Source organism: Catellatospora sp. KI3 (assembly GCF_029948125.1).
Lineage (GTDB): Bacteria > Actinomycetota > Actinomycetes > Mycobacteriales > Micromonosporaceae > Catellatospora.
Genome location: NZ_JASAMB010000009.1, coordinates 57243 through 81823, shown reverse-complemented (window position 1 = coordinate 81823; position 24581 = coordinate 57243). Strand labels below are relative to the sequence as shown.

General features: G+C 73.2%; 27 protein-coding genes. 13 read left to right on the top strand and 14 right to left on the bottom strand.

Going from position 1 to position 24581, the window contains the following annotated elements; translation table 11 throughout:
* Nucleotides 1-21: 21 nt before the first annotated feature.
* Complete coding sequence (locus tag QEZ54_RS16545; RefSeq protein ID WP_281305503.1) at nt 22-474, top strand: MarR family winged helix-turn-helix transcriptional regulator; 453 nt, start codon at nt 22-24, stop codon at nt 472-474.
* 105 nt (nt 475-579) lie between these two features.
* Entirely contained in the window at nt 580-2682 is a 2103-nt protein-coding gene (gene ligA / locus QEZ54_RS16540) for an NAD-dependent DNA ligase LigA (protein WP_281305502.1), read from the top strand.
* Between the two features lie 64 nt (nt 2683-2746).
* On the opposite strand, the gene katG is transcribed toward ligA, so the two are convergent.
* The 3 genes from katG to QEZ54_RS16525 form a co-directional block, all read right to left on the bottom strand.
* Nucleotides 2747-4978: a catalase/peroxidase HPI gene (gene katG / locus QEZ54_RS16535; RefSeq protein WP_281305501.1), complete on the bottom strand. Its 2232-nt coding sequence runs from the start codon at nt 4976-4978 to the stop codon at nt 2747-2749.
* A 33-nt stretch (nt 4979-5011) separates the two neighbouring features.
* Nucleotides 5012-5416 carry a Fur family transcriptional regulator gene (locus QEZ54_RS16530; RefSeq protein WP_281305677.1) on the bottom strand — a complete coding sequence of 135 codons (405 nt, stop codon included), beginning with the start codon at nt 5414-5416 and terminating at the stop codon, nt 5012-5014.
* A gap of 257 nt (nt 5417-5673) precedes the next feature.
* Nucleotides 5674-6267, bottom strand: a complete 594-nt coding sequence (locus QEZ54_RS16525; RefSeq protein WP_281305500.1) for a hypothetical protein — start codon at nt 6265-6267, stop codon at nt 5674-5676.
* Nucleotides 6268-6357: 90 nt separating this feature from the next.
* Here QEZ54_RS16525 and QEZ54_RS16520 point away from each other — a divergent pair, with 90 nt between their 5' ends.
* The gene (locus QEZ54_RS16520) at nt 6358-6867 is read left to right on the top strand and encodes a SigE family RNA polymerase sigma factor (protein ID WP_281305499.1); all 510 of its coding nucleotides are present in this window, start codon (nt 6358-6360) and stop codon (nt 6865-6867) included.
* A complete protein-coding gene (locus QEZ54_RS16515; RefSeq protein ID WP_281305498.1) occupies nt 6854-8044 on the top strand; it encodes a hypothetical protein in 1191 nt (396 codons plus the stop codon). The genes QEZ54_RS16520 and QEZ54_RS16515 overlap by 14 nt, the downstream gene beginning before the upstream one ends.
* Before the next feature lie 66 nt (nt 8045-8110).
* Here QEZ54_RS16515 and QEZ54_RS16510 read toward each other — a convergent pair whose 3' ends face one another.
* Together QEZ54_RS16510 and QEZ54_RS16505 are read right to left on the bottom strand one after the other, a co-directional pair.
* The gene (locus QEZ54_RS16510; protein ID WP_281305497.1) at nt 8111-8851 is read right to left on the bottom strand and encodes a TetR/AcrR family transcriptional regulator; all 741 of its coding nucleotides are present in this window, start codon (nt 8849-8851) and stop codon (nt 8111-8113) included.
* Nucleotides 8852-8942: 91 nt separating this feature from the next.
* Nucleotides 8943-9377 (bottom strand): SRPBCC family protein, encoded by a 435-nt coding sequence (locus tag QEZ54_RS16505; RefSeq protein ID WP_281305496.1) that lies wholly within the window; start codon nt 9375-9377, stop codon nt 8943-8945.
* A gap of 23 nt (nt 9378-9400) precedes the next feature.
* On the opposite strand from QEZ54_RS16505, the gene QEZ54_RS16500 reads away from it, so the two are divergent.
* From QEZ54_RS16500 to QEZ54_RS16490, 3 genes are all read left to right on the top strand, one after another.
* Nucleotides 9401-10051, top strand: a complete 651-nt coding sequence (locus tag QEZ54_RS16500; RefSeq protein WP_281305495.1) for a TetR/AcrR family transcriptional regulator — start codon at nt 9401-9403, stop codon at nt 10049-10051.
* Between the two features lie 112 nt (nt 10052-10163).
* A complete protein-coding gene (locus tag QEZ54_RS16495) occupies nt 10164-10664 on the top strand; it encodes a SigE family RNA polymerase sigma factor (RefSeq protein WP_281305494.1) in 501 nt (166 codons plus the stop codon).
* Entirely contained in the window at nt 10661-11245 is a 585-nt protein-coding gene (locus QEZ54_RS16490) for a hypothetical protein (RefSeq protein ID WP_281305493.1), read from the top strand. The genes QEZ54_RS16495 and QEZ54_RS16490 overlap by 4 nt, the downstream gene beginning before the upstream one ends.
* A gap of 126 nt (nt 11246-11371) precedes the next feature.
* Here QEZ54_RS16490 and QEZ54_RS16485 read toward each other — a convergent pair whose 3' ends face one another.
* The 3 genes from QEZ54_RS16485 to QEZ54_RS16475 are packed head-to-tail and all read right to left on the bottom strand — an operon-like array spanning nt 11372 to nt 14687.
* Entirely contained in the window at nt 11372-13159 is a 1788-nt protein-coding gene (locus QEZ54_RS16485; RefSeq protein WP_281305492.1) for a DUF6541 family protein, read from the bottom strand.
* A 21-nt stretch (nt 13160-13180) separates the two neighbouring features.
* Nucleotides 13181-13834, bottom strand: a complete 654-nt coding sequence (locus QEZ54_RS16480; RefSeq protein ID WP_281305491.1) for a DUF402 domain-containing protein — start codon at nt 13832-13834, stop codon at nt 13181-13183.
* A 52-nt stretch (nt 13835-13886) separates the two neighbouring features.
* Complete coding sequence (locus QEZ54_RS16475; protein WP_281305490.1) at nt 13887-14687, bottom strand: hypothetical protein; 801 nt, start codon at nt 14685-14687, stop codon at nt 13887-13889.
* Between the two features lie 195 nt (nt 14688-14882).
* On the opposite strand from QEZ54_RS16475, the gene QEZ54_RS16470 reads away from it, so the two are divergent.
* Both QEZ54_RS16470 and QEZ54_RS16465 read left to right on the top strand, forming a co-directional pair.
* Nucleotides 14883-15509 (top strand): aspartate/glutamate racemase family protein, encoded by a 627-nt coding sequence (locus QEZ54_RS16470; protein WP_281305489.1) that lies wholly within the window; start codon nt 14883-14885, stop codon nt 15507-15509.
* Nucleotides 15510-15570: 61 nt separating this feature from the next.
* Nucleotides 15571-15957, top strand: coding sequence for a hypothetical protein (locus tag QEZ54_RS16465; protein WP_281305488.1), 387 nt, complete (start codon nt 15571-15573; stop codon nt 15955-15957).
* 54 nt (nt 15958-16011) lie between these two features.
* On the opposite strand, the gene QEZ54_RS16460 is transcribed toward QEZ54_RS16465, so the two are convergent.
* The 4 genes from QEZ54_RS16460 to QEZ54_RS16445 all read right to left on the bottom strand — a co-directional run bounded on the left by QEZ54_RS16460 (nt 16012) and on the right by QEZ54_RS16445 (nt 19458).
* On the bottom strand, nt 16012-17034 hold the full coding sequence (locus QEZ54_RS16460; protein WP_281305487.1) for a hypothetical protein: 1023 nt from the start codon (nt 17032-17034) through the stop codon (nt 16012-16014).
* A gap of 310 nt (nt 17035-17344) precedes the next feature.
* A complete protein-coding gene (locus tag QEZ54_RS16455; RefSeq protein ID WP_281305486.1) occupies nt 17345-17767 on the bottom strand; it encodes a cupin domain-containing protein in 423 nt (140 codons plus the stop codon).
* Between the two features lie 174 nt (nt 17768-17941).
* Complete coding sequence (locus tag QEZ54_RS16450; RefSeq protein ID WP_281305485.1) at nt 17942-18697, bottom strand: SDR family oxidoreductase; 756 nt, start codon at nt 18695-18697, stop codon at nt 17942-17944.
* Between the two features lie 176 nt (nt 18698-18873).
* Nucleotides 18874-19458 carry a hypothetical protein gene (locus QEZ54_RS16445; protein ID WP_281305484.1) on the bottom strand — a complete coding sequence of 195 codons (585 nt, stop codon included), beginning with the start codon at nt 19456-19458 and terminating at the stop codon, nt 18874-18876.
* A gap of 167 nt (nt 19459-19625) precedes the next feature.
* Between QEZ54_RS16445 and QEZ54_RS16440 the strand changes: the two genes are divergently transcribed.
* Both QEZ54_RS16440 and QEZ54_RS16435 read left to right on the top strand, forming a co-directional pair.
* Nucleotides 19626-20021: a hypothetical protein gene (locus tag QEZ54_RS16440; RefSeq protein ID WP_281305483.1), complete on the top strand. Its 396-nt coding sequence runs from the start codon at nt 19626-19628 to the stop codon at nt 20019-20021.
* Nucleotides 20022-20108: 87 nt separating this feature from the next.
* A complete protein-coding gene (locus QEZ54_RS16435; RefSeq protein WP_281305482.1) occupies nt 20109-20849 on the top strand; it encodes a hypothetical protein in 741 nt (246 codons plus the stop codon).
* A gap of 73 nt (nt 20850-20922) precedes the next feature.
* On the opposite strand, the gene QEZ54_RS16430 is transcribed toward QEZ54_RS16435, so the two are convergent.
* Nucleotides 20923-21903, bottom strand: a complete 981-nt coding sequence (locus tag QEZ54_RS16430; protein WP_281305481.1) for a DUF2804 domain-containing protein — start codon at nt 21901-21903, stop codon at nt 20923-20925.
* Entirely contained in the window at nt 21869-22762 is an 894-nt protein-coding gene (locus QEZ54_RS16425) for a helix-turn-helix transcriptional regulator (protein ID WP_281305480.1), read from the bottom strand. The genes QEZ54_RS16430 and QEZ54_RS16425 overlap by 35 nt, the downstream gene beginning before the upstream one ends.
* A 102-nt stretch (nt 22763-22864) precedes the next feature.
* On the opposite strand from QEZ54_RS16425, the gene QEZ54_RS16420 reads away from it, so the two are divergent.
* Nucleotides 22865-23629: an SDR family oxidoreductase gene (locus QEZ54_RS16420; RefSeq protein ID WP_281305479.1), complete on the top strand. Its 765-nt coding sequence runs from the start codon at nt 22865-22867 to the stop codon at nt 23627-23629.
* Nucleotides 23630-23721: 92 nt separating this feature from the next.
* Nucleotides 23722-24576 (top strand): alpha/beta hydrolase, encoded by an 855-nt coding sequence (locus tag QEZ54_RS16415; protein ID WP_281305478.1) that lies wholly within the window; start codon nt 23722-23724, stop codon nt 24574-24576.
* The last annotated feature ends 5 nt before the right edge of the window (nt 24577-24581 follow it).

Here is a 24581-nt window from a genome sequence, read left to right as displayed (position 1 = left end):
TTGTGCCCTACAATCGGCACCATGGACCCGCGCGACCCGCCGCCCACCCTGACCTCGATCGACAGCTACCTTCTGTCGCTGACCGGCAAGGCCGGGCGCAACCGCATCGCCGACCGGCTCGCCGCTCGCGGGCTGCGGCTGTGGCACATGGCCGTGCTCGCCGCACTCGCCGATTTCGGCCCGCACGCCCAGCGCGACCTGTGCGCGCGGCTGGGGGTGGACCCAAGCGACATGGCGAAGGTGATCGACCAGCTGGCCGACGGCGGCCACATCGCGCGCACCCGCGACGACGCCGACCGCCGCCGCGTCCTCATCGACCTCACCGGACCCGGGCGCGAGCTGCTCGCCGAGCTGACGCGCGCGGCCGCCGACGTGGACCGGCAGCTGCTGGCCGGGCTCACCGCGGCCGAGCGGACCCGCCTGCACGCCCTGCTCCTGAAGGTCTTCACGACCGTGCGATCCATTCCCGACTGAGCCGAGAATGTTGCTCCGCAGGCTCGTTCCGGCCCGGAAAAAGTGTCATACCCTGCGGATATGTTGGGTGCAGCTTGATCCCGGGCACGGACGAAGGGGAACCCCATGCCTGCTACCGCACCGGTCATCGACCCGGCCCACGCCCAGCCGTTCTACACCCACGACGAGTACCTGGCCGCCGTCGCGCGCGCCCAGCGCGCGGCCACCGCCTACCACGCCGGTGACGTCACGGTCGACGACACCACCTACGACGCGCTCGTCGCGCGCATCGCCGCGACCGAGGACCACCACCCGGCCTGGCAGAGCACCAGCTCGCCCACCCGGGTCGTCACCGGCGCGGGCGGCGACGTCCCGCACGGCACGCCGATGCTCAGCCTCGACAACGTCTTCGACGAGGACGGCCTGCGCGGCTGGGCCGCCCGGCTGCACAAGGCCGTCGGGCAGCGGGTCGCGCAGTACACGGTCGAGCCGAAGATCGACGGGCTGGCCGTGGCCGCCCACTACACCGACGGGCTGCTGACGCTGGTCGCCACCCGCGGCGACGGGCGGACCGGCGAGGACGTCACCGCGCAGGCCAGGCTGGTCGCCGGGCTGCCGCGGCGGCTGACCGAGCCGGTGACGATCGAGATCCGCGGCGAGGTCTTCATGACCGACGCCGACTTCGCCACCGCCAACGAGATCCGCCTCGCCCACGGCGAGCCCGTGTTCGCGCACCCGCGTTCGGCCGCCGCCGGCACCATCCGCGCCATCAACCGGGGGTATGACGTGCCCCTGTCCTTCCTGGCGTACACGGCCGTCGGCGTGCCGGACGAGCACGCCGCCGCGCACTCCACGCTGATCGGATACCTGGCCTGGCTGGGCGTGGCCACCACGGCTCAGTCGTCGGCCGGGATGGTCGTCGGGACCAGCATCGACGAGGTCGTCGACAACGTGGCCGCGCTCGGCGCCCGGCGCGGGCAGCTCGGCTTCGCCGTCGACGGGGTGGTCGTCAAGGCCAACTTCGCCGCCGACCAGCAGGCGGCGGGCGAGTCGAGCCGGGCGCCGCGCTGGAGCGTCGCCTACAAGTTCCCGGCCGACACCCGCGCCACCACCCTGCTGCGCATCGACGTGCAGGTGGGGCGCACCGGTCTGATCACCCCGGTCGCGGTGCTGGAACCGGTCCAGGTGGGCGGGGTCATCGTGGCGTCGGCGAGCCTGCACAACTTCGTCGACCTGGTGCTGCGTGACGTCCGGGTCGGCGACACGGTGTTCGTGCGCCGGGCCGGCGAGGTGATCCCGGAGATCACCGGCGCGAAGCTCGACGAGCGGCCCGAGACCGCGCTGCCGTTCGAGCCGCCGGCGGTGTGCCCCCGCTGCCAGGGCGAGATCGACCGCTCCCAGAAGCGGTGGCGCTGCCTGCGCGGCCGCGCCTGCGGCGCCCGCGAATCGCTGCTGTACTACGCCGGGCGCGACGCGATGGACATCGAGGGGCTCGGCGACAAGGTCGTCGACAGCCTCATCGCCGCGGGCCTGGTCACCGACCCCGCCGACCTGTACGAGCTGGACGCTCCGACCCTGGCCCGGCTGGACCGGATGGGCGCCCAGTCGGCGGCGAACCTGGTCGCCAACATCACGGCGTCCAAGCTCAAGCCGCTGTCCCGGGTGCTGACGGCCCTCGGGGTGCGGATGACCGGGCGCTCGCTGTCGCGGCGCATCGCCCGGCACTTCGGCACCATGGACGCGATCCGGGCCGCCACCGTCGCCGAGTGGGAGCTGGTCGAGGGCATCGGCGCCGCCCGCGCCCAGGTCATCGTCGCCGAGCTGGCCGAACTGGCCCCCGTCATCGACCGCCTCGCGGCATACGGGGTGGGCATGGTCGAGCCGGGCAGCCCGGCCCTGGACACCACCGAGACGCCGAGCGCGGCGACGCTTCCGCTGCTGCGCCGCGACGGCACGCCGATGACGGTGGTCGTCACCGGTTCGGTCCCCGGGCTGAGCCGCACCGAGGGCAACGAGGCGGTCGAGGTCCTCGGCGGCAGGTCGGCCGGGTCGGTGTCGAAGAAGACCGACCTGGTCGTGGTCGGCGACGGCGCCGGGTCCAAGGCAGACAAGGCGGCGGAGCTGCGGGTCCCCGTGCTGGCCGGGGACCGGTTCGCCGAGCTGCTAGCGGCCCACCGAGCCGGAAAGCACAAGCAGGCACGGCAGATCCTGCGCACCGCCCAGCGGTGACCGCACGGACGGTGCCCGCCGCCGACCGCAGGTCAGCGACGGGCACCGTCGATCGAGCTCCGGCTCAGTTCAGGTCGAACCGGTCCAGGTTCATGACCTTGCCGAACGCGGCGGCGAAGTCGCGGACGAACTTCTCCTTCGCGTCGTCGCTGGCGTAGACCTCGGCCAGCGCGCGCAGCTCCGAGTTGGAGCCGAAGAGCAGGTCCACCCGGCTGCCCACCCACTTGACCTGGCCGGTGGCCGCGTCGACGGCCTCGAACGCCTCGGCGTCGGCGGAGGTCGCCCGCCACGTCGTGCCCAGGTCCAGCAGGTTGGCGAAGAAGTCGTTGGTCAGCGTGCCCGGCTTGTCGGTGAGCACGCCCACGGTCGACTGCTTGGCGTTGGCGCCCAGCACGCGCAGGCCGCCGACGAGCACGGTCATCTCCGGCGCGCTCAGGTTCAGCAGGTTCGCCTTGTCGACCAGCAGGAACTCGGCCGGCAGGCGGTGGCCCTTGCCCAGGTGGTTGCGGAACCCGTCGGCCGTCGGCTCCAGGGGCGCGAACGACTCCGCGTCGGTCTGCTCCTGCGACGCGTCGGTGCGGCCCGGGGTGAACGGCACCTCCACCGCGTACCCGGCCGCCTTGGCGGCCTGCTCGACCGCCACGACGCCGCCGAGCACGATCAGGTCGGCCAGCGACACCTTCTTGCCGCCGGTCTGCGCCGCGTTGAACGACTCCTGGACCTTCTCCAGCGAGTGCAGCACGCGGGGCAGCTCGTCGGGGTTGTTGACCTCCCAGCCGCGCTGCGGCTCCAGCCGGATGCGGGCACCGTTGGCGCCGCCGCGCTTGTCGCTGCCGCGGAACGTCGACGCCGACGCCCACGCGGTCGAGACCAGGTCGGACACCGACAGGCCCGTCGCGAGCAGCTGCGCCTTCAGCGCGGCCACGTCGGCGGCGTCGATCAGCTCGTGGTCGACGGCCGGGACCGGGTCCTGCCAGATCAGCACCTCGGCCGGGACCTCGGGGCCCAGGTAGCGGGCGATCGGGCCCATGTCGCGGTGGGTCAGCTTGAACCACGCGCGGGCGAACGCGTCGGCGAACGCGTCCTGGTCGGCCAGGAACCGGCGCGAGATCTGCTCGTAGACCGGGTCGAAGCGCAGCGCCAGGTCGGTGGTGAGCATCGTCGGGGCGTGGCTCCTGGCCGCGTCGTGCGCGTCGGGCACGGTGCCGGCGCCCGCGCCGTCCTTCGGCTTCCACTGGTGGGCGCCGGCGGGGCTCTTGGACAGCTCCCACTCGTACCCGAAAAGGATCTTGAAGAAGCTGTTGTCCCACGCGGTCGGCGTGTCCGTCCAGGCGCCCTCGAGGCCGCTGGTGATCGTGTCGCCGCCCTTGCCGGTGCCGAAGCTGTTCCGCCAGCCCAGGCCCTGCTCCTCCAGCGCGGCGCCCTCCGGCTCCGGGCCGACGTGGTCGGTCGTGCCCGCGCCGTGGGTCTTGCCGAAGGTGTGGCCACCGGCGATCAGCGCGACGGTCTCCTCGTCGTTCATCGCCATCCGGCCGAACGTCTCGCGGATGTCGCGGGCCGCCGCCAGCGGGTCCGGGTTGCCGTTCGGGCCCTCCGGGTTGACGTAGATCAGGCCCATCTGCACCGCGGCCAGCGGGTTCTCCAGCTCGCGGTCGCCGGTGTAGCGCGCGTCGCCCAGCCAGGTGGTCTCCGGGCCCCAGTACACGTCCTGGTCGGGCTCCCAGACGTCGGGGCGGCCGCCGGCGAAGCCGAAGGTCTTGAAGCCCATCGACTCCAGCGCCACGTTGCCGGCCAGGATCATCAGGTCGGCCCAGGAGATGGCCTGGCCGTACTTCTTCTTCACCGGCCACAGCAGGCGGCGCGCCTTGTCCAGGTTGCCGTTGTCCGGCCAGCTGTTCAGCGGCGCGAAGCGCTGCTGCCCGGCACCGCCACCACCACGACCGTCGCTGATGCGGTACGTACCGGCGCTGTGCCACGCCATCCGGATCATGAACGGGCCGTAGTGGCCGTAGTCCGCGGGCCAGAAGTCCTGCGACGTCGTGAGCACCTCGGCGATGTCGCGCTTGACGGCCGCGAGGTCGAGGCCCTGGAACGCCTTGGCGTAATCGAACTGCTCGCCGAGCGGGTTGGCCACGGCGGGATTCTTCGCGAGGATCTTCAGATTGAGCTGGTTCGGCCACCAGCCGCGGTTACCGCCACCCTGGGTCGGGTGAGGGGCGCGTCCGTGCGCGACCGGGCACCGGGACTCGGCTCCCGCGTCGGCGTCGTGGACTACGGCATCGTGGTTCTCGGACATGCATTTCCTTCCGTGACTTGACGGACCAGGCGATCAGGCGTCGCCGCCGGTGGAACAGGCGGGGCACAGGCCCCAGTACACGACCTCGGCCTCGTCGATGACGAAACCGCTGTCGTCGGACGCGGTGAGGCAGGGCGCCTCGCCGACGGCGCAGTCGACGTCGGCGATGAGCCCGCACGACCGGCACACCATGTGGTGGTGGTTGTCCCCGACCCGCGACTCGTAGCGGGCCGTGGAACCGGACGGCTGGATGCGGCGGACCAGGCCCGCGGCTGTCAGCGCGTGCAGGCAGTCGTACACGGCCTGGTGGGACACCTCGGGCAGGTCCGCACGGACCGCCCCGATGATCGCGTCGGTGTCGGCGTGCGGATGCGCGAACACCGCGCCCAGCACCGCCAGCCGCGGCCGGGTGACTCGTAGCGCGGCCCCGCGGAGCATCTGCTCGAAGTCCAGGGTCGTGGCCACGTCTCGCAGTCTGGACCCTTTTCTGGAATCAGTCAAGAAACGGCGCGGGTGTCACAGACGAACGACGCAAATACCTATGAGTCGGGCGATCGGTCGCCTCGATGATCGCTGCAGTTTCGGGGAAAGTGCAGCTAAGCGGCCCAAGATTCGCGCACTTTCCCCGAAACTGCAGCCCGCCACCCGACGGTGACGCCGCGCAGGCCGGCCCGGCCGCTGGGACCAGGCCGGGCTCAACCTGCGAAGGGCGGCAGCGCCGCGAACCCCGGCTCGAGGGTGACCTGCTCGGCGAGCCGGGCCATCAGCCGCCGGACCAGCGTCAGCGGGTGCAGCGGGAAGCGCTCGTCGTACCTCTCGTCGTCGGCGACGTGGAAGGGCAGCCGCAGCGCCACCTCGGGCGCGTACGGGTGCGGCTGGAAGTAGTCCTGCGGGCCGACCTCGCCGAGGATCACCGCCTCGCGGATGCCGGTCATCCCGCGCTCGGCCGCCTGCACCAGCAGCACGGCGCTGGCCGCCGCCTTGGGCACGGTGAAGCTGCCCAGGAACGCCTCGCCGTGCGGCTGGTCCGGCAGCGGCACCTTGACCAGCTGGCGCAGGGCGGGCTGGCCGCCGACGCCGACGATGTCCGCGTCGATCAGCGTGCCGCCCTGCTGCGCGGCCATCGCGGTCATCCCGCGCCGCAGCGCGGGGCGGTCGGTGAGGGCGGCGGGCAGGTCAGGTACGAGGTCGAACCGGACGGCCCGGACGACGACGCCGGCGTCGTCGACCCACACGTCCTGGTCGACGGAGCGGAAGCCGGGCAGTTCGAGGTTGCGGAAGGGGTGCATGGGGCCCGATCTTAGGCAAGGCGATCATCTCCCGCCCGCTGCAACAGAACCGGGGCGTTCCGCGTACTCGATGGTGGGAGGTGGCGATCGGTGCCAGATCATTCGTTCGACGAGTTCGTACGCGCCACGCTGCCCACGCTCCGCCGCTACGCCTATGCCCTGACGGGCTCGGCGGCAGCGGGCGACGACCTGATCCAGGACACGCTGGTGAAGGTGGCGGGGGCGTGGCGGCGGGTGCATCGCGACGGCAATCCGACGGCGTACGCCAGGACGGCGATGCTCAACACGTACCTCAGCGCCTGGCGGCTGCGGCGCAACCGGCCGCAGCTGGTGCCGCTCGACGTGGACCGGGCCGGGCCCGATTCGTACGCGACGGTCGACCTGCGCGACCAGCTGCGCCGGGCGCTGGCGTCGCTGCCGCGCGACCAGCGCGCGGTGCTGGTGCTCGGCTTCCTGGACGACCTGTCCGACGACCAGATGGCGGCCATGCTGAGCCGCAGACCAGCGACGGTCCGTTCGCTGCGCGCCCGCGGCCTGGCCGCGCTGCGCGGGCAGCTCGCCGTCCAGCCAGTGGGAGGTGGTACCCGTGCAGGATCTTGAGCAGGTGCTGCGGGAGGAGGTCGACCGGCTCGGCGCCCTGCCGGGGTCGGGTTCGGACGCCATGCTGGCCCGCATACACCGGCAGCGGCGACGCCGCACCCGGACCGCGGCCCTGGCCGCGCTGGGGGTGACCGCCATCGCCGCCACGGCTGCCGGGCTGATCGTGTCGCGTCCGGTGGCACCGCCCGCCCCGGCCGCGCCGAGCCCGACCGCCGCGATACGCCTGATCACGCTGCCGCTGCAGGTGGAGTTCCCAGACCCCGAGCACGGCTTCGCCATCGCCGAGTCCTGTCCGGACCATGTCTGCCAGGGGCTCCTGGCCACTACCGCGGACGGCGGCACGACCTGGACCGCTCATCCGGTGCCGGGCATGACCTACCGGGTGGGCGGCCAGGGGCCGCCGGTCGCCCTGCACGTGCTGGACGCGCGGAGGGTGGCGCTGGACAGCTACGACGGCCGGAACCGCTGGTTCACCGACGACGCGGGGCTCAGCTGGTCGCAGCCCCCCGCCGCGCCGAAGGGGACGATCGCCCAGGTTCCACCGGGCGGCCTCGCGTGGATCAGCGACTACGGCGGCACCGAGGTCCAGCTCACCGTGCTGAGCCCCGACGGCACGGCCGCGCGCCTGGCCACGCCGCCCGCCACGAAGGCGCGGTTCGGCGAGACCGATGTACGCGTCTCCGCTGACGGCGGCCTCTGGATGTACGGCGGTGACGACCACGGGACCGTGCTGTGGCACAGCCGGAACCGCGGCCGCAGCTGGCAGCTGGTGCCGCTGCCCGGCGACCTGGGCGCCCGCCCCTACCGCGGCGGTGACCCCATCAGGACCGCACAGGGCGACATCCTGTACGCCGTCGACGACGCGCACGGACTGGTGTGGCGCAGCACCGACTACGGCCGGCACTGGCGGCAGCTGCAGGTGCGGCTGGCCCCCCGCCGGACCGACCACGGCCTCGACGCGGTGCTCCGCTTCGACGGCGGCCTGCTGCTGTTCGACAGCGAGCAGCAGAAGCAGTACGCGGTGACCGCCACGGGCACGTCGTTCGCGGAGACGAGCGGAGCCCTGTACATGGGCAGGGCGGGGAAGCGCTACCTGCGCTGGACCGGCGACGACCCCGACCGGCTGACCGTCCTGCACTCCACCGACGGCGTCACCTGGACCGAGCTGCGGCTCTGACCCGAGCAGCTCAAGCCGGTACCGCGGAGCCCCGGGCTCCGCGGTACCGCCAGTCGGCCGGGCCGGTCAGCGCCGGGCCGCGGTGAGCACGGCGATGCCGTCCAGGATGCGGTCGAGCCCGAAGACGAACTCGTCGTCGGGGCCGTCGGCCCGGTCCAGCACCCCGCTCGCGACGACCTGGCTCAGCGAGGGGAAGCGGGCCGGGTCGACCAGCAGCCGCAGCATGCGGCCGTACTCGGCCATCGGGTCCTCGGCCGCGGTCCCGGCCGCGCCGAGCGGCCCGGCCTGCAGATCCGCCCCCAGCGACGCCTCGTTGCGCACGTATCCGCTCAGCAGCAGGATCACCGACATCTGCTGGGCCGGGGTGAGCCCGGTGCCGGTCAGGTACCGCAGCCCGGCGTCCAGCCAGGCCAGCTGGTTCGGCGTGGCCGGCGGCCCGCTGATCGGCACCCGCAGCATCCACGGATTGCGCTGGAAGCTCGCGCGCACGGCCCAGGCCCAGCGGGCCAGCCCGGCCCGCCAGTCCAGCTCGGGGTCGTGCTGCGGCGGGGAGCCGACGGCCGCGTCGACCATCAGCTCCAGCAGTTCGTTCTTGGCGCGCACGTACCGGTAGAGGGCCATGGTCGACACGCCCGCCTCCGTGGCGACCCGGCTCATCGACACCGCGCCGATGCCGTCGGCCCTGGCCACCCGGATGGCCGCGGCTACGACCAGGTCCAGGCTGAGCGCCGGCCGGGGCCCCTTGCCCGGACGTTCGCGCAGACCCCAGGCGGCGGCGATGTTCGGCGGTAGTGCGCTGGCGTCCATGCTCGCGGCCTGACTCTGCGTTCGGTCGTATCGCCCGCCATTTTAGTGCCGTCGCTCGGCCCCGGCACAGCGCAGGCACCCGGACCGGTGATCAGCTCCGTCCTTTCTCGACTGACGTTGCCGCCTGCCGGAAGCCCGCGTTCTCCAGCGTGATCGAACGGCGGATCAGCGCGCCGAACAGCAGCCCGAACACGCCGGCGGCCAGCCCCGCGACCTCCACGGACAGCGTGTTGCGGCAGCCGTCGCCGACGGGTTCGAGCAGGTGGGAGCCGGTCATGGTCAGGCCGAGCCGACGGGTCTGCCAGGTGAACTCGCGGTGCTCGGTCAGCCGGGTGACCGTCCACACCGCCTCCGACTGTGCTGGCTGCTTGATGCGGGCGCGGCTGCCGACGCGCAGCGGGCCGTCGTCGAGGCGGACCACGCGGGTGACGGTCGGGGTGGTGTCGGGCCAGCGTTCGACGTCGAGGGTCAGCGCCCAGACGGCCTCGACCGGCGCGTCGATGACGAGTGCGTTCTCCCATCTCATAACGCCAATGTACCATCTGGTACATGCCTACGGACAACCCCAGCACCCGCGAGATGCTGGACCGAGTGATCGCGTACGCCGCAGCCGAGGGGATCACAGGCCGGAGCCTGCGGGAGATCGCCGCCGGGGTCGGCACCAGCCACCGGATGCTCATCTACCACTTCGGCTCCCGCGAAGGCATGCTCGGGGCGATCGTCGCCCTGATCGAGCAGCGGCAGCGGGACCTGCTCGCCGACCTGCCCGACCAGCTCGCCCGCACCGCCGGACAGCCCGCGACCGGCCCCGAGGCCGCCGCAGCGCTGATGCTCGCCCTGTGGCGGCAGGTCTCCGACCCGGCCCTGCGCCCGTTCGTGCGCCTGTTCTTCGAGGTCGTCGGCGTGGCCGTACACGGCACCCCCGGCACGGAGTCCTTCCTGGACGGCCTCACCCGGCCCTGGCTCGACCAGGCTGAGGCGACCGCGCGCCGACTCGGCCTGCCACTGGACCGCGAGGCCCTGCTGCTGGGCATCGCCACCAGCCGGGGCCTGCTCCTGGAGCTGCTCGCCGGTGCCGACCCCGCCCAGACCGACGCCGCCTACCACCTGTTCGTGCGGATGTGGTCCCACTGGACCACCACCACCCACCCACCCGCCGCCGCGGCCGGCGAGTTGCCGGGCAATCGGGCACGGATGTGACCAGGATTCGCCCGATTGCCCGGCAGCTTGAGAGGGCGTGCAACCCGGACGGGTGTCGGGTGCATGGAGGAGGCATGAGCATGTGCCATGAACGGGTCGGGCGGGAGACCGCATGACCGATACGGGATTCCGCGAGTACGCCGCCGACCGGCGGGCCGCCCTGCGCCGCACCGCGTACCTGCTGTGCGGGGACTGGCATCTCGCCGACGACCTGGTGCAGGACGCGCTGGCCGGACTGTTCGTGCGCTGGCGGCGGGTCCGCGCCGGGGGCGACGTCGACCCGTACGTGCGCCGCATGCTCGTCAACGGCTACCTGGCCACGCACCGGCGGAGCTGGCGGCGCGAGGTCGCCGTCGCCGACCTGCCGGAGACCGCCGTGGCCGGGCCGGCCGACGACGGCACCCGCGACGTACTGCTGCGGGCGCTGGCGCGACTGCACCCGTCGCAGCGCGCGGTCGTGGTCCTGCGCTACTGGGAGGACCTGTCGGTCGAGCAGACCGCCGCCGCGCTGGGCTGCAGCGAAGGCAACGTCAAGAGCCAGGCCTCCCGCGGCCTGGTGCACCTACGCACGGCGCTGGCACACTCCGGCGCCCTGGAAGGAGAACCCGCGTGACAGAGAACGAGGACGAGGTGCGGGCCGCCCTGGCCGCGCTCGTCGCCGACGAACCCGACCTGCCCGGCGGCAGCGCCGACATCGAGCAGCGCGGCATCCGCCGCCGCAACCGCCGCTTCACCGCGATCGGCGCGCTGGTGGCGGTGCCGCTGCTGGCCGGTGCGGTGGCCCTGGCGGCCCGGCCGACACAGGCCCCGACAACGCAGCCGCTGGCGCAGCCCTCGCCGTCGCCGCAGCTGGTCGACCCGAACGCCGGCACCCAGCTGCCGACCGGCTTCCCGCTGGGCAGCGCGGTCGACGCGGTGGCCGGTGCGCTGCCCGGCGGGGTGTCGCTGGCGGAGCTGCCGATGGACCTGGGCTGGCAGGCCGACGGCTCGCTCACCCTGCCGCTGACCGGCGGCGGCGTGCTGACGCTGACCGTCGCGAACGGCGACTGCTCGGTCAGCGCGCCCGGCCTGGACGCGGCGCAGGGCAAGGCCGCCGCCGACGCGGTGTGCCAGGCCTGGCGTGACGCCGGTTCCCCGCCGGTCGCCCCGGTCGAGCCCAACCCGTCGGAGCAGCCTGAACTCGCCGCCCGCTGACAGCCCTCCGGGCTGTGAGACGTCCCGCCAGGCGCCGGCGGGCCGTCTTCAGGCTGCGGTTTCGGGGAAAGTGCACGAATCTCGGCTCGGATTCCGGCACTTTCCCCGAAACCGCAGCCCGAATCGCTACGGGAGGGGGGCGTGCGAGTGGCCCCAGAGGAGGGGGCGGACGTTCCAGACCCAGTCTTCGGCGCCGGAGTACTGGGGGGTCACGCCGAGCAGGCGGGTGACGGCGCCGCGGAGGCGGCCGGAGCGGCGGGTGGGGCCCATGACCAGGGCGTCGACTCGCCAGTGCCGCAGGTCGGCCACGGCCAGCGCCCGCTGCTGCGCGGTGATCGGCGGAACGTAGCCGGTGCGGCGGATGTCGTACAGCCAGGTGTCGAAGAACCTGCCGGGCGGGGCGGACACGCCCCGGCCCCGGTCACCGCCGGGGCCGAGGAAGTATCCGCCGGTCATGGCGTACCGCAGGCCGCCCTCGGCGAGCCAGCCCATGGGCTCGGGCACGGTGACCCGGGTCGGCGGGATGAACATGATCGCGTGTCCCGGGGTGACGTACGCGTCGAGGACGCCGTTGACCAGCACCGCGGGTGTCCGGTGGCGGGGCACGGCGGCCAGCGGGGTGGGCACCGTGGGCAGCAGCGCCACGGCGTACGCGACCCCCAGCGCGACCGCCGCCGGGCGCGGTGCGACCCGCCGGGCCCGGTCGGCCCCCAGCGCCAGCAGCACCCCGGCTACCGCGATGCTGACCAGCGCCAAGCGCGCGGGCACGACCGAGTCCAGGATGGGCAGCCGGGACGCGGCCTGCCACGGCCCGGCCAGCAGCGGCCGACCCCACCAGCTGATCGCGGTGCCGCAGGACAGCACCCCGAACAGGACCGTGACCGCGGCCAGCACGAGCACGGTCCGGTCCCGCCGTAGCCACCACACCAGCCCGGCCAGCAGCAGCACCAGCGGCGGCCCGAAGTAGGCCGTCTCCTCGGTCTGGTTGGGCGCGGGCGCCGGAGTCGCCAGGTGCTCGGGCAGCACCGCGCTGGCCAGCGACTGAGTGGAGTAGGTGAGCAGCGACGCGAGATCGTTGCCGTAGGTCGGGATGTGCGCGCCCAGGCCGTGGTAGGCCTGCGGCCCGGCGAACTGCCACCACAGCGGGTAGGCCAGCGCCGCACCGGCCAGCAGCGCGGTCACGGCCAGCGCGGCGATGAGCGGCCGGGCCCGGCGGCGCAGGTCCGGGCGTACGGCGGCGGCCAGGCCCGTGAAGACGGCGAGCCCGACCGCGGTGAAAAGCAGGATCTCCTCGTTGATGAACGCCTGCCAGACCACGAGCAGCGCCAGGACCGCGCCGTCGCGCCAGGGGCGCCGCCGTCGCGCGGCCCGGATCACCTGCCAGACGATGAGGGGTACGAGGAACTGCCCGACCAGGTTCGGATGGGCGTTGCCGTGCGACACCATGCCCGGGGCGAACGCGCACCAGGCCGCCCCGACCAGCGCCGCGACCGGGGAGGCGACCACGGTCCGGGACAGCAGCGCGTACCAGGCGAGGCCGGTGAGCACGAACACGAGACCGAGCAGGACCAGGAACGTGGCGTGCGGACCGATCGTCATGGTCAGCGGCGACAGCGGCAGGGACAGGCCGAGCACCGAGGTGTTGGCCATGGTGTTCACACCGTCGGGGAAGTTCATCGCCGTGGTGTGGAACGGATTGCGGCCCTCGCGTACGACGGCGGCGCCGTGGGCGAGGAAGAACTCGAACTGGTGCTGGTCGGCGTAGTTGACGTTCATCGTGCCGGAGACGTCGCGGCACAGGTTCCAGACCACGGTCAGCGCGCCGGACACCATCACGGCCACGGCGGCGAGATCCCAGCGCCGCAGCCGCCGCGCACCGGTCACGGCTGGGGGCTCGGCTCGGGCGGCGGTCACGACCCGCCAGCATACCGGTGATTACCGGGCAAACGGTGCAACAGCGCGCGGCCGGTCCCAGCCTTCCGGGCGCTGCGGCAGCGGCCACGCCGCATCGGGGCGGAAACCGCACCACGCCCCGTCGAACGGGAACGCCCCCGCCTGCGCGAGGTCGGCCAGGCGCCGCCCGTCGGCCCGGATCGCCGCCGCCCCGGCCTCATCCCAGTAGTGCGGGTGCCCGGTCTTGGCCGCCAGCTCCGCCTCGTCCTTCCAGCGCCAGCTCCGATCGGGCTCCACCAGCAGGTCCAGCGCGTTGTCGGCGAAGTCGACGCCGCACACGTCACCGTCGCGCCAGGCGACGTACGGATCCTCCAGATTGCCGTACCAGCTGGCGAACCGCCCGTCGCGGAAGAACCACCACACCGACCAGGGCTCGCCGGGGCGCTGCCACATGAGCAGGTCATGGCCGGTCCAGGTGAGCGGCCGCAGCGACGCGTCCGGGCCGAGCTCGGCGAGCGTGCCGTCGTGGTGGGTCCGGCCGTCGCCGGTCATGATCCGCCAGTACGTCGTACCGGCGGGCAGCCACAGCAGCAGGCCCCGTTCGCCGTCCTCGATCACCCGCGTGGCCTGCAGGAACGTGATCTGCCCGCCGCGCCAGCACCGACGCAGCACGGTCTGTCCCGGTTGGAAGCGCATGGGGCGGAACCATACCAAGCCGGATCCCTCCACGTCCGCCCCTCGACCCGCGTCACCAGCCGTGCCAGCGCCATTCGTCGAGATGAGGCAGGCGCTCCGCCAGCGCCTCCGCCAGCCGACCGCCGACGGCGACCGTGTCCTCGTGCGAGGCGTACGCCATCCAGCTGAGACTGTCGTCGCTCCACACGCCCTCGGCCCAGTGGTAGCCCAGTTCGACCAGCTCGACGTCGAGCAGCCGGTCGGCGCCGTCCTCCCGCAGTTCGGTGACGCGTCCCGCGCCGTACTCGCGCAGGATCCGCCGGACGAGTTCGGCGCCCTCGTCATACACCGCGTTCTGGTTCAGCACCAGCACCTCGGCGGGCGGAGCCGTCCGCCCCAGCATCGGATGCCAGACCCGGCCGACCAGACCCCACCGCTGCGCGAGGAGCTCCTGCCGCCGCCTGGACTCCTCCGCAGCCAGCACCCGCCGGTACGGCAGCGGCGCCACCACCGGGAGCCGACCCGGGCGCAGCCAGTCCGCCACGACGGCCTCGAACCGGCGCCGCTCGTCGGCGATCACCCCGGCGTCCCGGGCATCGCTGGTGAACACCGACGCCGCGCTCCGAGCGGAGTGGACCAGCGCCTCAGCCAGCTGCGCCGGCGGGGGCAGCCGCTCCGGGTCGAGCCGTTCGACGTCGTCCAGGATCGCGGCCGCCACGTGGCAGCGGGGGAATATCTGCCGCGCCTCGGGTGTGTAGTGGTAGCCGTCGGCGGCCCGGCCGTGGTTCGGCAGTCGGGAGTAGGCCGTGGTGAGCTGCTGGTACCGGTCCATCAGGTGGCGCCGGGCAGCGGTGTGCAGGTGGTCCGGCTCCATCTCGCGTCCTCTCCCGGCAGCCGCCCGCGCGGCACGTCGCGGGCCACCGTACCGGCTGGACAGCTGCTCTGAACCGGCCGGTTACCGGATCGCGGGACGGGGCCTGTGACCGCTGTCTCGCGGGACAGCGCGGGCAGGTGCGGCGGTGCTAACTTGACCCGCCCGACAGTCCGCCCGTACCGGAAACGATCGACGATGCTGGCTCTGCTGCACACCTCCCAGGTTCACGTGCCGACCTTCGACCGCCTCCGCGACGAGGTGGCGCCATCCCGCACGCTGTACCACATCGTGGCCGAGCACCTGCTCGACGAGGCCCGCCGCAGCGGCCCGGCCGCCGTCGCCGCCCAGGTCGCCCGCGAGGTCGAGCGGGCCGCCGAGCTGGGGGCGCGGGCGGTGCTGTGCACCTGCTCCACCATCGGCGAACTCGCCGAGCAGGCCGCCCGGCAGGCGGGCATCCCGGTGCTGCGCGTCGACCGGCCGATGGCGGCCGCGGCCGTGGCGGCGGGCGCCCGGATCACCGTGCTCGCGGCGCTGTCCAGCACGCTCGAGCCGACCACCCGGCTGATCGAGGAGGAGGCCGCGCGGGCGGGCCGCGGGGTGTCCGTGTCGGCGCAGGTGATCGCCGGTGCGTGGGACCTCTTCGAAGCCGGTGACGTCGCCGGCTATCTGGACCTGGTGGTCGAGGCGCTGGCCGCGGTCACCGACGCCGACGTGATCGTGCTGGCCCAGGCGTCGATGGAGCCCGCCGCCGAGCAGGCGCGGACCTCGATCCCGGTCGTCTCGTCGCCGCGGTCAGGGCTGCGCGCCGCGATGGCGCTCTGACGTCCCGAAGCCAGGCCGTAGGCTGTTACCGTGCCGGAGCGCGGAGACGGGTGGGATGCCGATGGCCGACGCTGACGATGTGCGCCGTCTGGCGCTGGCCCTGCCGCATGTGGTCGAGATCCCGAGCGAGGGTTTCGACTTCCGGGTCGCGAACAAGGGCTTCGTCTGGTCCTACCCGGAGCGGACCCCGGGCAGCCCGCGCGTGATCCGCACCGACGTCGCCGTGCTGTACGTCGGCGACGAGGCGGAGAAGCAGGCGCTGCTGCTCGGCGAGCCCGAGCACTTCTTCACCACCCCGGCGTACGACGGCCTGCCGCTGGTCATGCTGCGGCTGCCGACAGTCGACGCCGCCCGGCTGAGCGAACTCGTCCTGGACGCCTGGCGCATGCGCGCCCCCGACGAACTCGCCGCCGATCTCGACGCGGACCGGACCGCCGACCTCGGCTGAACGGCCGTGACGGCGGCAGCCCTGGGGGCGTACGCCGTCACGGCCGCTGTCACCTCAGTTGAAGATCTTGGCGATCTGCGCCCAGAGCTCGGGGAACCCGGACGCCCACCGCGCCTGGTCGCCACCCGCCCGGACCGCGGACGCGTGGTGGTGCGGCGGCGCCGGCGCGGCGGTCGCGGACGGCACAGGCACAGCGGACCCGGACGGCACAGGCACAGCGGTCGCGGACGGCACCGGCGCGACCGGCGGCAGCACGATAGGCGCCGCCGACGCCGAGGCGCTGGGGCTGGGGCCCGGCCGCCCCGGGCGGACCGCGCCGGTGGACGGCGAGGCCGACGGCGACACGGAGCCGCTCGGGCTCGGGCCCGGCCGCCCCGGACGGACCGCACCCGCCGACGGCGAGACCGAGGGCGAGGCGGAGCCGCTCGGGCTCGGGCCCGGCCGCCCCGGACGGACCGCACCCGCCGACGGCGAGACCGAGGGCGAGGCGGAGCCGCTGGGCAGCGGTGCGGCCGCCACCGGCGGTGTAGCGGACGACGACGGCGCGGGCGAGGCCGAGGGCGACGGCTCCGCCTCGCCCGCCGGGCAGGTGCGGCCGAGGATGAAGGAGTCGGCCGTACCGGTGATCTCCGCGGTCGCGTTGACCAGGGTCAGGCCCTGCGGCAGCGCGGCCCACGCCTTGTCGGTGTCGGCCCGCACCAGCGTTCCGCCACCCTCGCCGGGGATCGTCACGACGGTCGTGTCGCCCTCGGGGGTGGTGAACTCGGCTTCGATGTTGATGAACTCCCCCGTCTCGTCGTGCTCGCCGGGCAGCTTGAACACCCAGACATCCTGGTCGGCGTACGGGCCGCCGCCGAAGTCCAGCTGGCAGGCGTGGCGCGGGAAGTCCGCGGCGGTGAAACCGAGGCTCGCCGGGTCGATGCTGACCGTCGCCTTGGCGATCGCCTGCGCCTGCGCGGCCTGCTGGCCGAGGGCCGTGGTGGCCACCAGCGCGGCTCCGAAGGTGAGCACCGCCACCCCGTAGGCGGTGTACTGCCGCGACTGCGACCGGGTCAGTCTCCTGGTGAGACGTTGCATTGCGTACCTCCATCGAGTTCGACGCAACGCCGCACTACCCTGCCCATTTGCTGCTTAAACGGGATGAATCGGAAATTTCCGGCACAATTTCCGCCCCGAGCCTCGTCCGGAGCCGAGCGTCTTGACCGCAACTCCAGATCTTGGAGTCCGTTCCGCCCGTTGATCACCACGCGCGGTCAAAGAGCCCGCCCACAGGCGAGGAAGTGACCCTGAACAGCGATCATCGCGCCAGGCGGCAGGCGGCAGGCGGCAGGCGGCAGGCGAGCCGCCCGTCCGCGCCCGCGCTCGTCGGTCGCGCCTTCCGCCGAGGTCAGGCCGGTCGCGGCGCGCGCCGGTCCCGACGCCGGCCGAGTTCCTCCTCGTGCACCAGCGCCAGCATCGGCCTGCCCGGTTCGCACAGCATGGTGACGAGGAAACGCAGCCGCGTGTCGGCGCGGTTGTTGCCGTCCTGGTAGTGGATGACGTCGCCACCCGGCTCCCAGAACGCCTCACCGGCGCGGATCACGCGTTCCGGCTCGCCCTCGAGTTCGAACAGCATCTCGCCCTCCAGCACGTACCCGAAGCACGGGCCGGAGTGCCGGTGCGGTGGCGTGCCGGGGTCGCCGGGCGGGAACTCGATGACCACGGTCATCGCGTGGGCGCCCGCCGGGACGAACGGAGGCGTCGCCTCCTGGAGTGTGGTGAGCGCCGTCTGCCACGCGTCGGAGCCGGGCTTCCGTCCACCGTCTGTCATGGAACTCGCACCTCCGAGCCGTGGGTGTGGTCGCGGCCGGCCCGGCGGACCCCGCCGGTGCCGCGCCCAGACCGAGCGTATGACGTCCGCCGCCACCGCCCGGGGCCGTTGCCGGATCCCGGGTCGGCCACGTGCCCCGTGCGCGGCGCCGCGCGCACGGGCGGCGGCACCGGTTCAGGCCGCGGTGTCCTGGGTGGCGAGCCAGTCCGCGAGGCTGATCCGGCCCAGGCGCGCCTGGCCGAGCGGGACCAGGGACGAGTCGTCGAGCAGCGCGCCGAAGTAGCGCGCATCCGGGTCGGTGACCACCTTGCGGGGGTCGTGCACGGCGGCGAGGTAGCGCCGTACGAACTCGTCCTGGCCCAGCTTCTCCGGACCGGCGATGTCGATGCTGCCGTCGGCGGGCGGCTGCTCGACGGCCCAGGCCAGCGCGGCGGCGACGTCGTCGGCGGCGATGGGCTGCATCGCGGCGGGGGGCAGCGTGATCGTGTCCCCCTGGGCGGCCGTGGCCGCGATCGCGCCCGCGAACTCGAGGAACTGCGTGGCCCGCACGATCGTGTACGGCACCGTCCCGGCCTTGACCAGCTCCTCCTGGGCGACCTTGGCGCGCATGTAGCCGCTGTCGGGGTTGCGTTCGGCGTTGACGATGGACAGCACGACGTGGTGCCGGACGCCCGCGGCGGCCTCGGCGGCGAGCAGGTTGCGCCCGGCGGTCCGGAAGAAGTCGAGCACGGCCTTCTCCTCGAACGACGGCGAGTTGGTGACGTCGACGACGACGTCGGCCCCGGTCAGCACCTCGGCCAGGCCCGTACCGGCGATGATGTCGACGCCGGTGCTCGGCGAGGCCGGGACGACCTCGTGGCCGTCGGCCCGCAGCAGCGCACCCAGCTTGGTGCCGATCAGGCCGGTGCCCCCGATGATGACGATCTTCATGGTCAGCTTCCTCCGGAAACTCGGACTAGTTATGTCCGAGATGTTACTCGGATGTTTTGTATCCGAGTCAAGGATACCGGAGGGCCCCATGACGGAGGTCACTTTCGCCCACCGGACCCGGCCCCACGAAAAAGCAGGTGCCGGCCTGCGGGCCGGCACCTGCTCGGGGTCGCGGGTCAGTTCGCGGTGTCGTACGCGCCGCCTGGGCGCAGCAGGTGGCGCGCGCCGGGGTGCCCCGCGTCCGCGGCGGCCTGGAACCACGGCTTGGCCGCCGCCGCGCCGTCCATCTCGTCGACCAGCCGCGCCAGGTCCCACTGGGCGCCGACCAGCCCGGCCTCGGCGGCCTGCTGCAGCCACCGGCGGGCCTCCTCGCGCTCGCCGCGCAGCTTCAGCCCCATCCCCAGCAGGTACGCCGCCTGGTTGTTGCCCGCCGACGCGTCCGCCCGCAGGGACGCCTCCCGCGCGGCCGACCAGCGGTCGATGATCGCCGGGAGCCCGAGCCGCCACCGCGTCGTCGCCCACAGGGCGAGGAGTCCGGCGAGCAGCCAGATCGCGCTGCCGACGGTGTTGCCCACGCTGTACACGCCGGACAGGAACAGCGTCAGTCCGGCCACGACATACAGGAGCAGGCTCAGCTTCATGGCCAGCGAGCTGACGTTGGCGGCGGCCGGGCTGGGATACCGCGCGGTCCGGCGCAGAATCCACCAGATGACCGGGCCGCCGAAGATCATAACGGTGGTCAGCAGCATCGCCGCGTCCATGAAACTCCTCGTCTACGCCCACTTCGGACCTGTCACGATCAGCCTAGTGCGGCCGCACCAGGCGCGGCCAGACCGCATCGGCGCCGAACTACGCGCATTCGACGCATCGGCAAACTAAAGTTCGCGCGGTCAAACGCTTCAGCGGTGTCCGCTAAACTCTCGCGATCATGCCCGCCGACGAAGGGGACGACGCCATGTTCGGACTGCGCCGCAAGAAGCCGCACGGGCCCGACTTCTCCGACATCACCTCCGAGTCGGCGGCGGCCGCGCTCGCCGCCGAGGGCTCGCTGGAGAAGCTGCTCCTGCTGCCGCCGGAGTTCGGCGGCAGCGACATCCCGCCGAACCTCGTCTACGTGCCCGTCGGTATCGCCGAGGTCAAGCAGCAGATCGACCTCGGCGTCGTGCGGCCGCTGGTCGCCGACGGCACCGTCACCCGGTACACGGCGACGCCGGAGTACGCCGGAGACAGCTTCATCCCGATCGCGGTCGTCATCACGGCCCACACCCCCGGCTCCTTCACCACGACGATCAACATCTGGGGCGAGGCGCTCCAGCGCGGCTGACACCCGCCGTCCGCACCCGGCATACTCATCTCGACCTGAGTAGCGCAGCGCATGTGCGGCCGTCAGGCGCCTGCGAGGCTTGCCGTCATGAAACGGGGAGCTTTCACCGCGGGCCTGGCGACGGCGCTGCTGCTCGGCGGCTGCGCGTCGTCGCTGGAGGACCTGGCGGAAGAAGACGCGCGGCACAAGGCGGCCGGTATCGGCACCGCCGTGCACGGCACGCGCAACGCCAACTGGACGGCGGAGCAGTTCGGCCGCCGGGCCGCCGAGCGCAAGGACCTGACCCTGCTCAGGGTGACCGGAAAGGACGCCGTGGGCGGCGTGACGCTCACGGTCAAGGTGACCGGCACCGGCGAGCAGCGGGACGGGTTCGGCGGCGGCACCACCACGGCCGACTACGACTTCTGCTACACCATCGAGATCACGCTGTACGAAGCCGCGCCGCCCGAGTCCGTGGACTGCCCCGCCGGTCCCCCGGTCACCTACCAGCCGCTGCCCCCGCCGGCGCGGCTGCCCGACCCCGACGTGATCGCGAAGGCACTGACCGGGGTCTCCGACGAGGCGGCGGCGCGGGCGGCGGTGGCCGAGCTCGGCCTGGATCCGCGGATCACGGTGGAGACCGTCACGAGGGGCGCGACGGTGGGTCTGGCGCTGCGCGCCGTCGACCTCGACCGGTCCTCGTTCGACTGCCGCCTGGCCCGCCTCGACACCGCCCAAGGCGGCAAGCCAGAGGTCTGGCGACCGGACTCGGCGCAGCTGCAGCCGGGCGAGATGAGCTGCAGCGCCGCCGAGGCAGCCGGTGCCCTCGGCCAGCGCCCACCGCACTGACCCATCGCAAGGAAGGGTCCCTTCTTATCGTTCTGCGTAGAAGAAGGGACCCTTCTTATCGAGACACTGATCGCTACCAGCGGTTGCGGGCCTCTTCAGCCCAGCCGACCAGGCCGTCGAGGCTGGTGCGGCCCCCGTCGCCGGTCGCGGCCCAGCCGGTGAAGTGGCCGAAGCACTGGTGCGTCTCGTTGGCCACGACACCGAGGTTCGTCCGGGAGACCTTCTCGTGGAACGGGTGGAACTCCGCCTCGACCCGGTCGCCGCTGATCCGCCACGGCCGCAGCCAGTCGGACCGGTCGTAGCTCCAGCGCAGCTCGGCACCGATCTTGTGCAGGCGACCCCCGACGAACAGGGCGTTCTCGGTCATGCCGGTGCCGTCGGTCCACTTGCCGCCCAGCTGGATCGCCCGGCCGGGCGCGGCCCCGGCGGCCCAGTTCCACGTCATGGCGTATGGCCACTTGCCCCGCCCGTGGTCCAGCACCGCGAACGCGTCCGGCCCGCCGATCTCGTGGCGGCGCCCGTGCAGCTCCAGCTCGCCGTGGACCGGACGGCCGAGATCCTTGACCGTGTACTGGAACCGCGTGCTGCTCCACGGCACGACCACACCCAGCGACTCGTGCCCGGCGGGCAGCGGCACCGCCACGTCGAGCCGCACCCCGCGCCCGGTCGCGTGGATCACGGTGCCGTCGGGGCGCTGCCCGATCCTGATCTCCAGCCCGCCACCGCGTACCGACACCTCGCCCGCGCCGCTGCGGGGCGGCAGCACGACCGCGCGGGCCAGCGGCACGACCGCCTCGGTGGCGCTCTCCTGCCCGGTGGCCCGGTCCAGCACGTACACGCTGTGCACTCCGGCGTAGTCCAGCGATGACGCGACGAGCCCGATGATGTGCGCGGGCGTGACGATGCCCCAGTACTCCCAGCGCTTGGCCCGGCCCCAGCCGCGCAGGTTGGCCGTGTGCAGCGGGCGGCGGGTCCAGCCGACGGCGGCCGGGTTGAGCCGGCCGTCGGGCAGGCACAGGTCAACCGGCGAGGTCAGCTCGGGTTCGTGCGTCATCGGGGGAGGATAGCCCTGCCGGCTGCGAGGCCGCCCAGCTGCCGAGCACCCGCAGCCGCTCCTCGGTGGGTGAACCGGCCTCGGCCACGTACGTCACCAGAAACTGGCCGGGGTCGCCGGGCAGGGCGAACGTCTCGTACGCGAAGTCCAGGTCCCCGACGACGGGGTGGCGCAGCAGTTTGCGCCCGTGGGCCTTCTCCTTGACCCCGTGCGCGGCCCACAGCTGGGCGAACACCGGATCCCGTACGGACAGCAGCCCCACCAGCGCCGCGAGCCGCTCGTCACCGGGGTGCCGTCCGGCATCGCGGCGCAGGTGGGCCACGGTCTCGGCGGCCACGGCCGGCCAGTCCCGGTAGCGCGTGCGGGTGTGCGGGTTCAGGAACGTCTGGTACGCCACGTTGCGCCGCTGCGCGGGCATGGCGCCGAACCCGGCGATCGCGTCGGCCAGCGCGTTCCAGGCGAGCACGTCCATGCGGCGGCCGAGCACGAACGCGGGCACGGCCGTCATCAGCTCCAGCATCCGGACCAGTTCCCGGCGCAGCTTCGGCGGCCGGGCCGGACCCGGCGTGGGGCGGGCCGGTCGGGCGAGGTTGCGCAGGTGGTCGTGCTCGGTGTCGTCCAGCCGAAGCACCCGGGCGATCGCGTCTAGGACCGCGTCGGAGACCCCGGTGCCGCGCCCCTGCTCCAGCCGGGTGTAGTAGTCCACGCTCACCCCGGCGAGCTGGGCGATCTCCTCCCGGCGCAGACCCGCCACGCGCCGCCGCCCGTACTCGGGCAGCCCGGCCTGCGCCGGGCTGATCCGGGCGCGGCGCGTGCGCAGGAACTCGCCGATATCCTGGGGACCGTTCTGCTGGGGCACGCCGACCAGTCTGCCCCGACGGCGCAGGCGCATCCTGGTACTGCCAGACCCAGGTTGCGCACAGCCCTGGGTCGCCCGGGAGAACCGCCGCAGGCTGACGGCATGACAGTCTTCGAGAACCTGACCACCCGCACCGCCGTCGTCACCGGAGCCGCCAGCGGCATGGGCGCCGCGACCGCGCAGCTCCTGGCCGCCTCGGGTGCCCGGGTGGCGCTGCTGGCCCGCCGGGCGGACCGGATCACCGGCCTGGCCGACAAGATCGTCGCTGACGGCGGCCAGGCCGTCGCCGTGGCCACCGATGTCACCGACGGCGCCGCGGTGGCCGCGGCCGCCGACGCGGTACGCCGCGCGTACGGGCGGGTGGACCTGGTCGTCAACGCGGCCGGGGTCATGCTGCCCAACCCGGTCGACCACGGTCGGGAGGACGAGTGGCTGCGGATGCTCGACACCAACGTCTCCGGGGTGCTGCGCGTCGTGCGGGCCTTCTCCGCGGACCTGCTGGCGGCGGCGGCTGCCGGCCAGCCCGCCGATCTGGTGAACATCTCCTCCATCGGCGCGCACGTGGCCTTTCCGAACTACGCCGTCTACGGAGCGACCAAGGCGGCGCTGACGCACCTGTCGACCGGGCTGCGGACCGAGTTCGGACCGCGCGACGTCCGCGTCACCAACATCGAGCCTGGCCTGACCGACACCGAACTCGGCGGCCATATCGACAACGCGGAGTTGTCGGCGCAGCTCAGCAGCATGCTCGAGGTCCTGGGCGGACTGTCCGCGACCGAGGTCGCCGACGTGGTCGCGTACGCGGTGAGCCGCCCCCGGCACGTCAACCTGCGCCAGATCGTCGTGCTGCCGACCCGCCAGGCATGAGGTCCGGCCGCAGTCCCGCCGGGGCGTCGCTCCGGCGGGGCTGTGAGATAACTAACCGATCGGTCGGTCTTATTTATTGCTAGCCTGCCGACATGAAGGCTGCGATCCTCCTGACCGGACGGCTGCTGAACGCCACCGCCGTGCTCGCCCCGCCACTGGGCCGGGCCGTCGCGTACAAGCTCTTCTTCCGCCCCACCGGACGCGCCCAGGTCCACCCGCGCGAGCAGGACGTCCACGCCGCCGCCACGGTCGGCGAGCTCGACTTCGACGGCGTGCCGGTCGCCACCTACGCCTGGGGCGACGGGCGGCGGCCGGTGCTGCTGGTGCACGGCTGGAGTTCGCGCGCCTCCCGGTACGCCGGCATGGTCACCGACCTGCTCCATCGCGGATTCAGCCCGGTCGCCTTCGACGCCCCCGGCCACGGCTCCTCCGGCGGCACCTCGACCAACCTGCTGCAGTACGAGCGGATCATGCGGATGCTGCAGCAGCGGCACGGCGGCTTCGCCGCGGTCGTCGCGCACTCGTTCGGGGTCCCGTGCGCCTTCCACGCCCTGCGCAACGGCCTGCGCGCGGACCGGCTCGTCGCGGTCAGCGGCCCCGCCGAGTTCGACCACCTGGTCACCGAGTTCACCCGGCAGCTGGGCCTGCGGCGGTCGCTCAGCGAGCACCTGCGCGCCCGGTCGGTCCGCGACATCGGCGTGCCCGACCTGTGGACGCGGTTCTCCAGCACGTACGAGCCGACGGCGGTGACGGTGCCGCTGCTGATCGTCCACGACGAGGACGACGACGTGGTGGAGGTCGGCCACGGCCGCCGCCTGCACGCGGCGTACCCGGGATCGCGGTTGCTGGTCACCAGCGGGCTCGGCCACCGCCGGATCCTCGGCGACCCGCGCATCGTCGCGCCGGTGGGCGCCTTCCTCGACGCCGGGACACCCGTGGCGCGCTGAGCCGG

What these genes read in the sequence shown, in the direction of transcription:
- QEZ54_RS16495 (WP_281305494.1), top strand. Translation starts at nt 10,164, where the DNA reads ATGACCGATACGGGATTCCGCGAGTACGCCGCCGACCGGCGGGCCGCC.
- QEZ54_RS16430 (WP_281305481.1), bottom strand. Translation starts at nt 21,903, where the DNA reads ATGACGCACGAACCCGAGCTGACCTCGCCGGTTGACCTGTGCCTGCCC.
- ligA (WP_281305502.1), top strand. Translation starts at nt 580, where the DNA reads ATGCCTGCTACCGCACCGGTCATCGACCCGGCCCACGCCCAGCCGTTC.
- QEZ54_RS16440 (WP_281305483.1), top strand. Translation starts at nt 19,626, where the DNA reads ATGCCCGCCGACGAAGGGGACGACGCCATGTTCGGACTGCGCCGCAAG.
- QEZ54_RS16460 (WP_281305487.1), bottom strand. Translation starts at nt 17,034, where the DNA reads ATGCAACGTCTCACCAGGAGACTGACCCGGTCGCAGTCGCGGCAGTAC.
- QEZ54_RS16470 (WP_281305489.1), top strand. Translation starts at nt 14,883, where the DNA reads ATGCTGGCTCTGCTGCACACCTCCCAGGTTCACGTGCCGACCTTCGAC.
- QEZ54_RS16500 (WP_281305495.1), top strand. Translation starts at nt 9,401, where the DNA reads ATGCCTACGGACAACCCCAGCACCCGCGAGATGCTGGACCGAGTGATC.
- QEZ54_RS16415 (WP_281305478.1), top strand. Translation starts at nt 23,722, where the DNA reads ATGAAGGCTGCGATCCTCCTGACCGGACGGCTGCTGAACGCCACCGCC.
- QEZ54_RS16525 (WP_281305500.1), bottom strand. Translation starts at nt 6,267, where the DNA reads ATGCACCCCTTCCGCAACCTCGAACTGCCCGGCTTCCGCTCCGTCGAC.
- QEZ54_RS16480 (WP_281305491.1), bottom strand. Translation starts at nt 13,834, where the DNA reads ATGCGCTTCCAACCGGGACAGACCGTGCTGCGTCGGTGCTGGCGCGGC.
- QEZ54_RS16465 (WP_281305488.1), top strand. Translation starts at nt 15,571, where the DNA reads ATGGCCGACGCTGACGATGTGCGCCGTCTGGCGCTGGCCCTGCCGCAT.
- QEZ54_RS16530 (WP_281305677.1), bottom strand. Translation starts at nt 5,416, where the DNA reads ATGCTCCGCGGGGCCGCGCTACGAGTCACCCGGCCGCGGCTGGCGGTG.
- QEZ54_RS16435 (WP_281305482.1), top strand. Translation starts at nt 20,109, where the DNA reads ATGAAACGGGGAGCTTTCACCGCGGGCCTGGCGACGGCGCTGCTGCTC.
- QEZ54_RS16455 (WP_281305486.1), bottom strand. Translation starts at nt 17,767, where the DNA reads ATGACAGACGGTGGACGGAAGCCCGGCTCCGACGCGTGGCAGACGGCG.
- QEZ54_RS16445 (WP_281305484.1), bottom strand. Translation starts at nt 19,458, where the DNA reads ATGGACGCGGCGATGCTGCTGACCACCGTTATGATCTTCGGCGGCCCG.
- katG (WP_281305501.1), bottom strand. Translation starts at nt 4,978, where the DNA reads ATGTCCGAGAACCACGATGCCGTAGTCCACGACGCCGACGCGGGAGCC.
- QEZ54_RS16420 (WP_281305479.1), top strand. Translation starts at nt 22,865, where the DNA reads ATGACAGTCTTCGAGAACCTGACCACCCGCACCGCCGTCGTCACCGGA.
- QEZ54_RS16475 (WP_281305490.1), bottom strand. Translation starts at nt 14,687, where the DNA reads ATGGAGCCGGACCACCTGCACACCGCTGCCCGGCGCCACCTGATGGAC.
- QEZ54_RS16505 (WP_281305496.1), bottom strand. Translation starts at nt 9,377, where the DNA reads ATGAGATGGGAGAACGCACTCGTCATCGACGCGCCGGTCGAGGCCGTC.
- QEZ54_RS16450 (WP_281305485.1), bottom strand. Translation starts at nt 18,697, where the DNA reads ATGAAGATCGTCATCATCGGGGGCACCGGCCTGATCGGCACCAAGCTG.
- QEZ54_RS16510 (WP_281305497.1), bottom strand. Translation starts at nt 8,851, where the DNA reads ATGGACGCCAGCGCACTACCGCCGAACATCGCCGCCGCCTGGGGTCTG.
- QEZ54_RS16545 (WP_281305503.1), top strand. Translation starts at nt 22, where the DNA reads ATGGACCCGCGCGACCCGCCGCCCACCCTGACCTCGATCGACAGCTAC.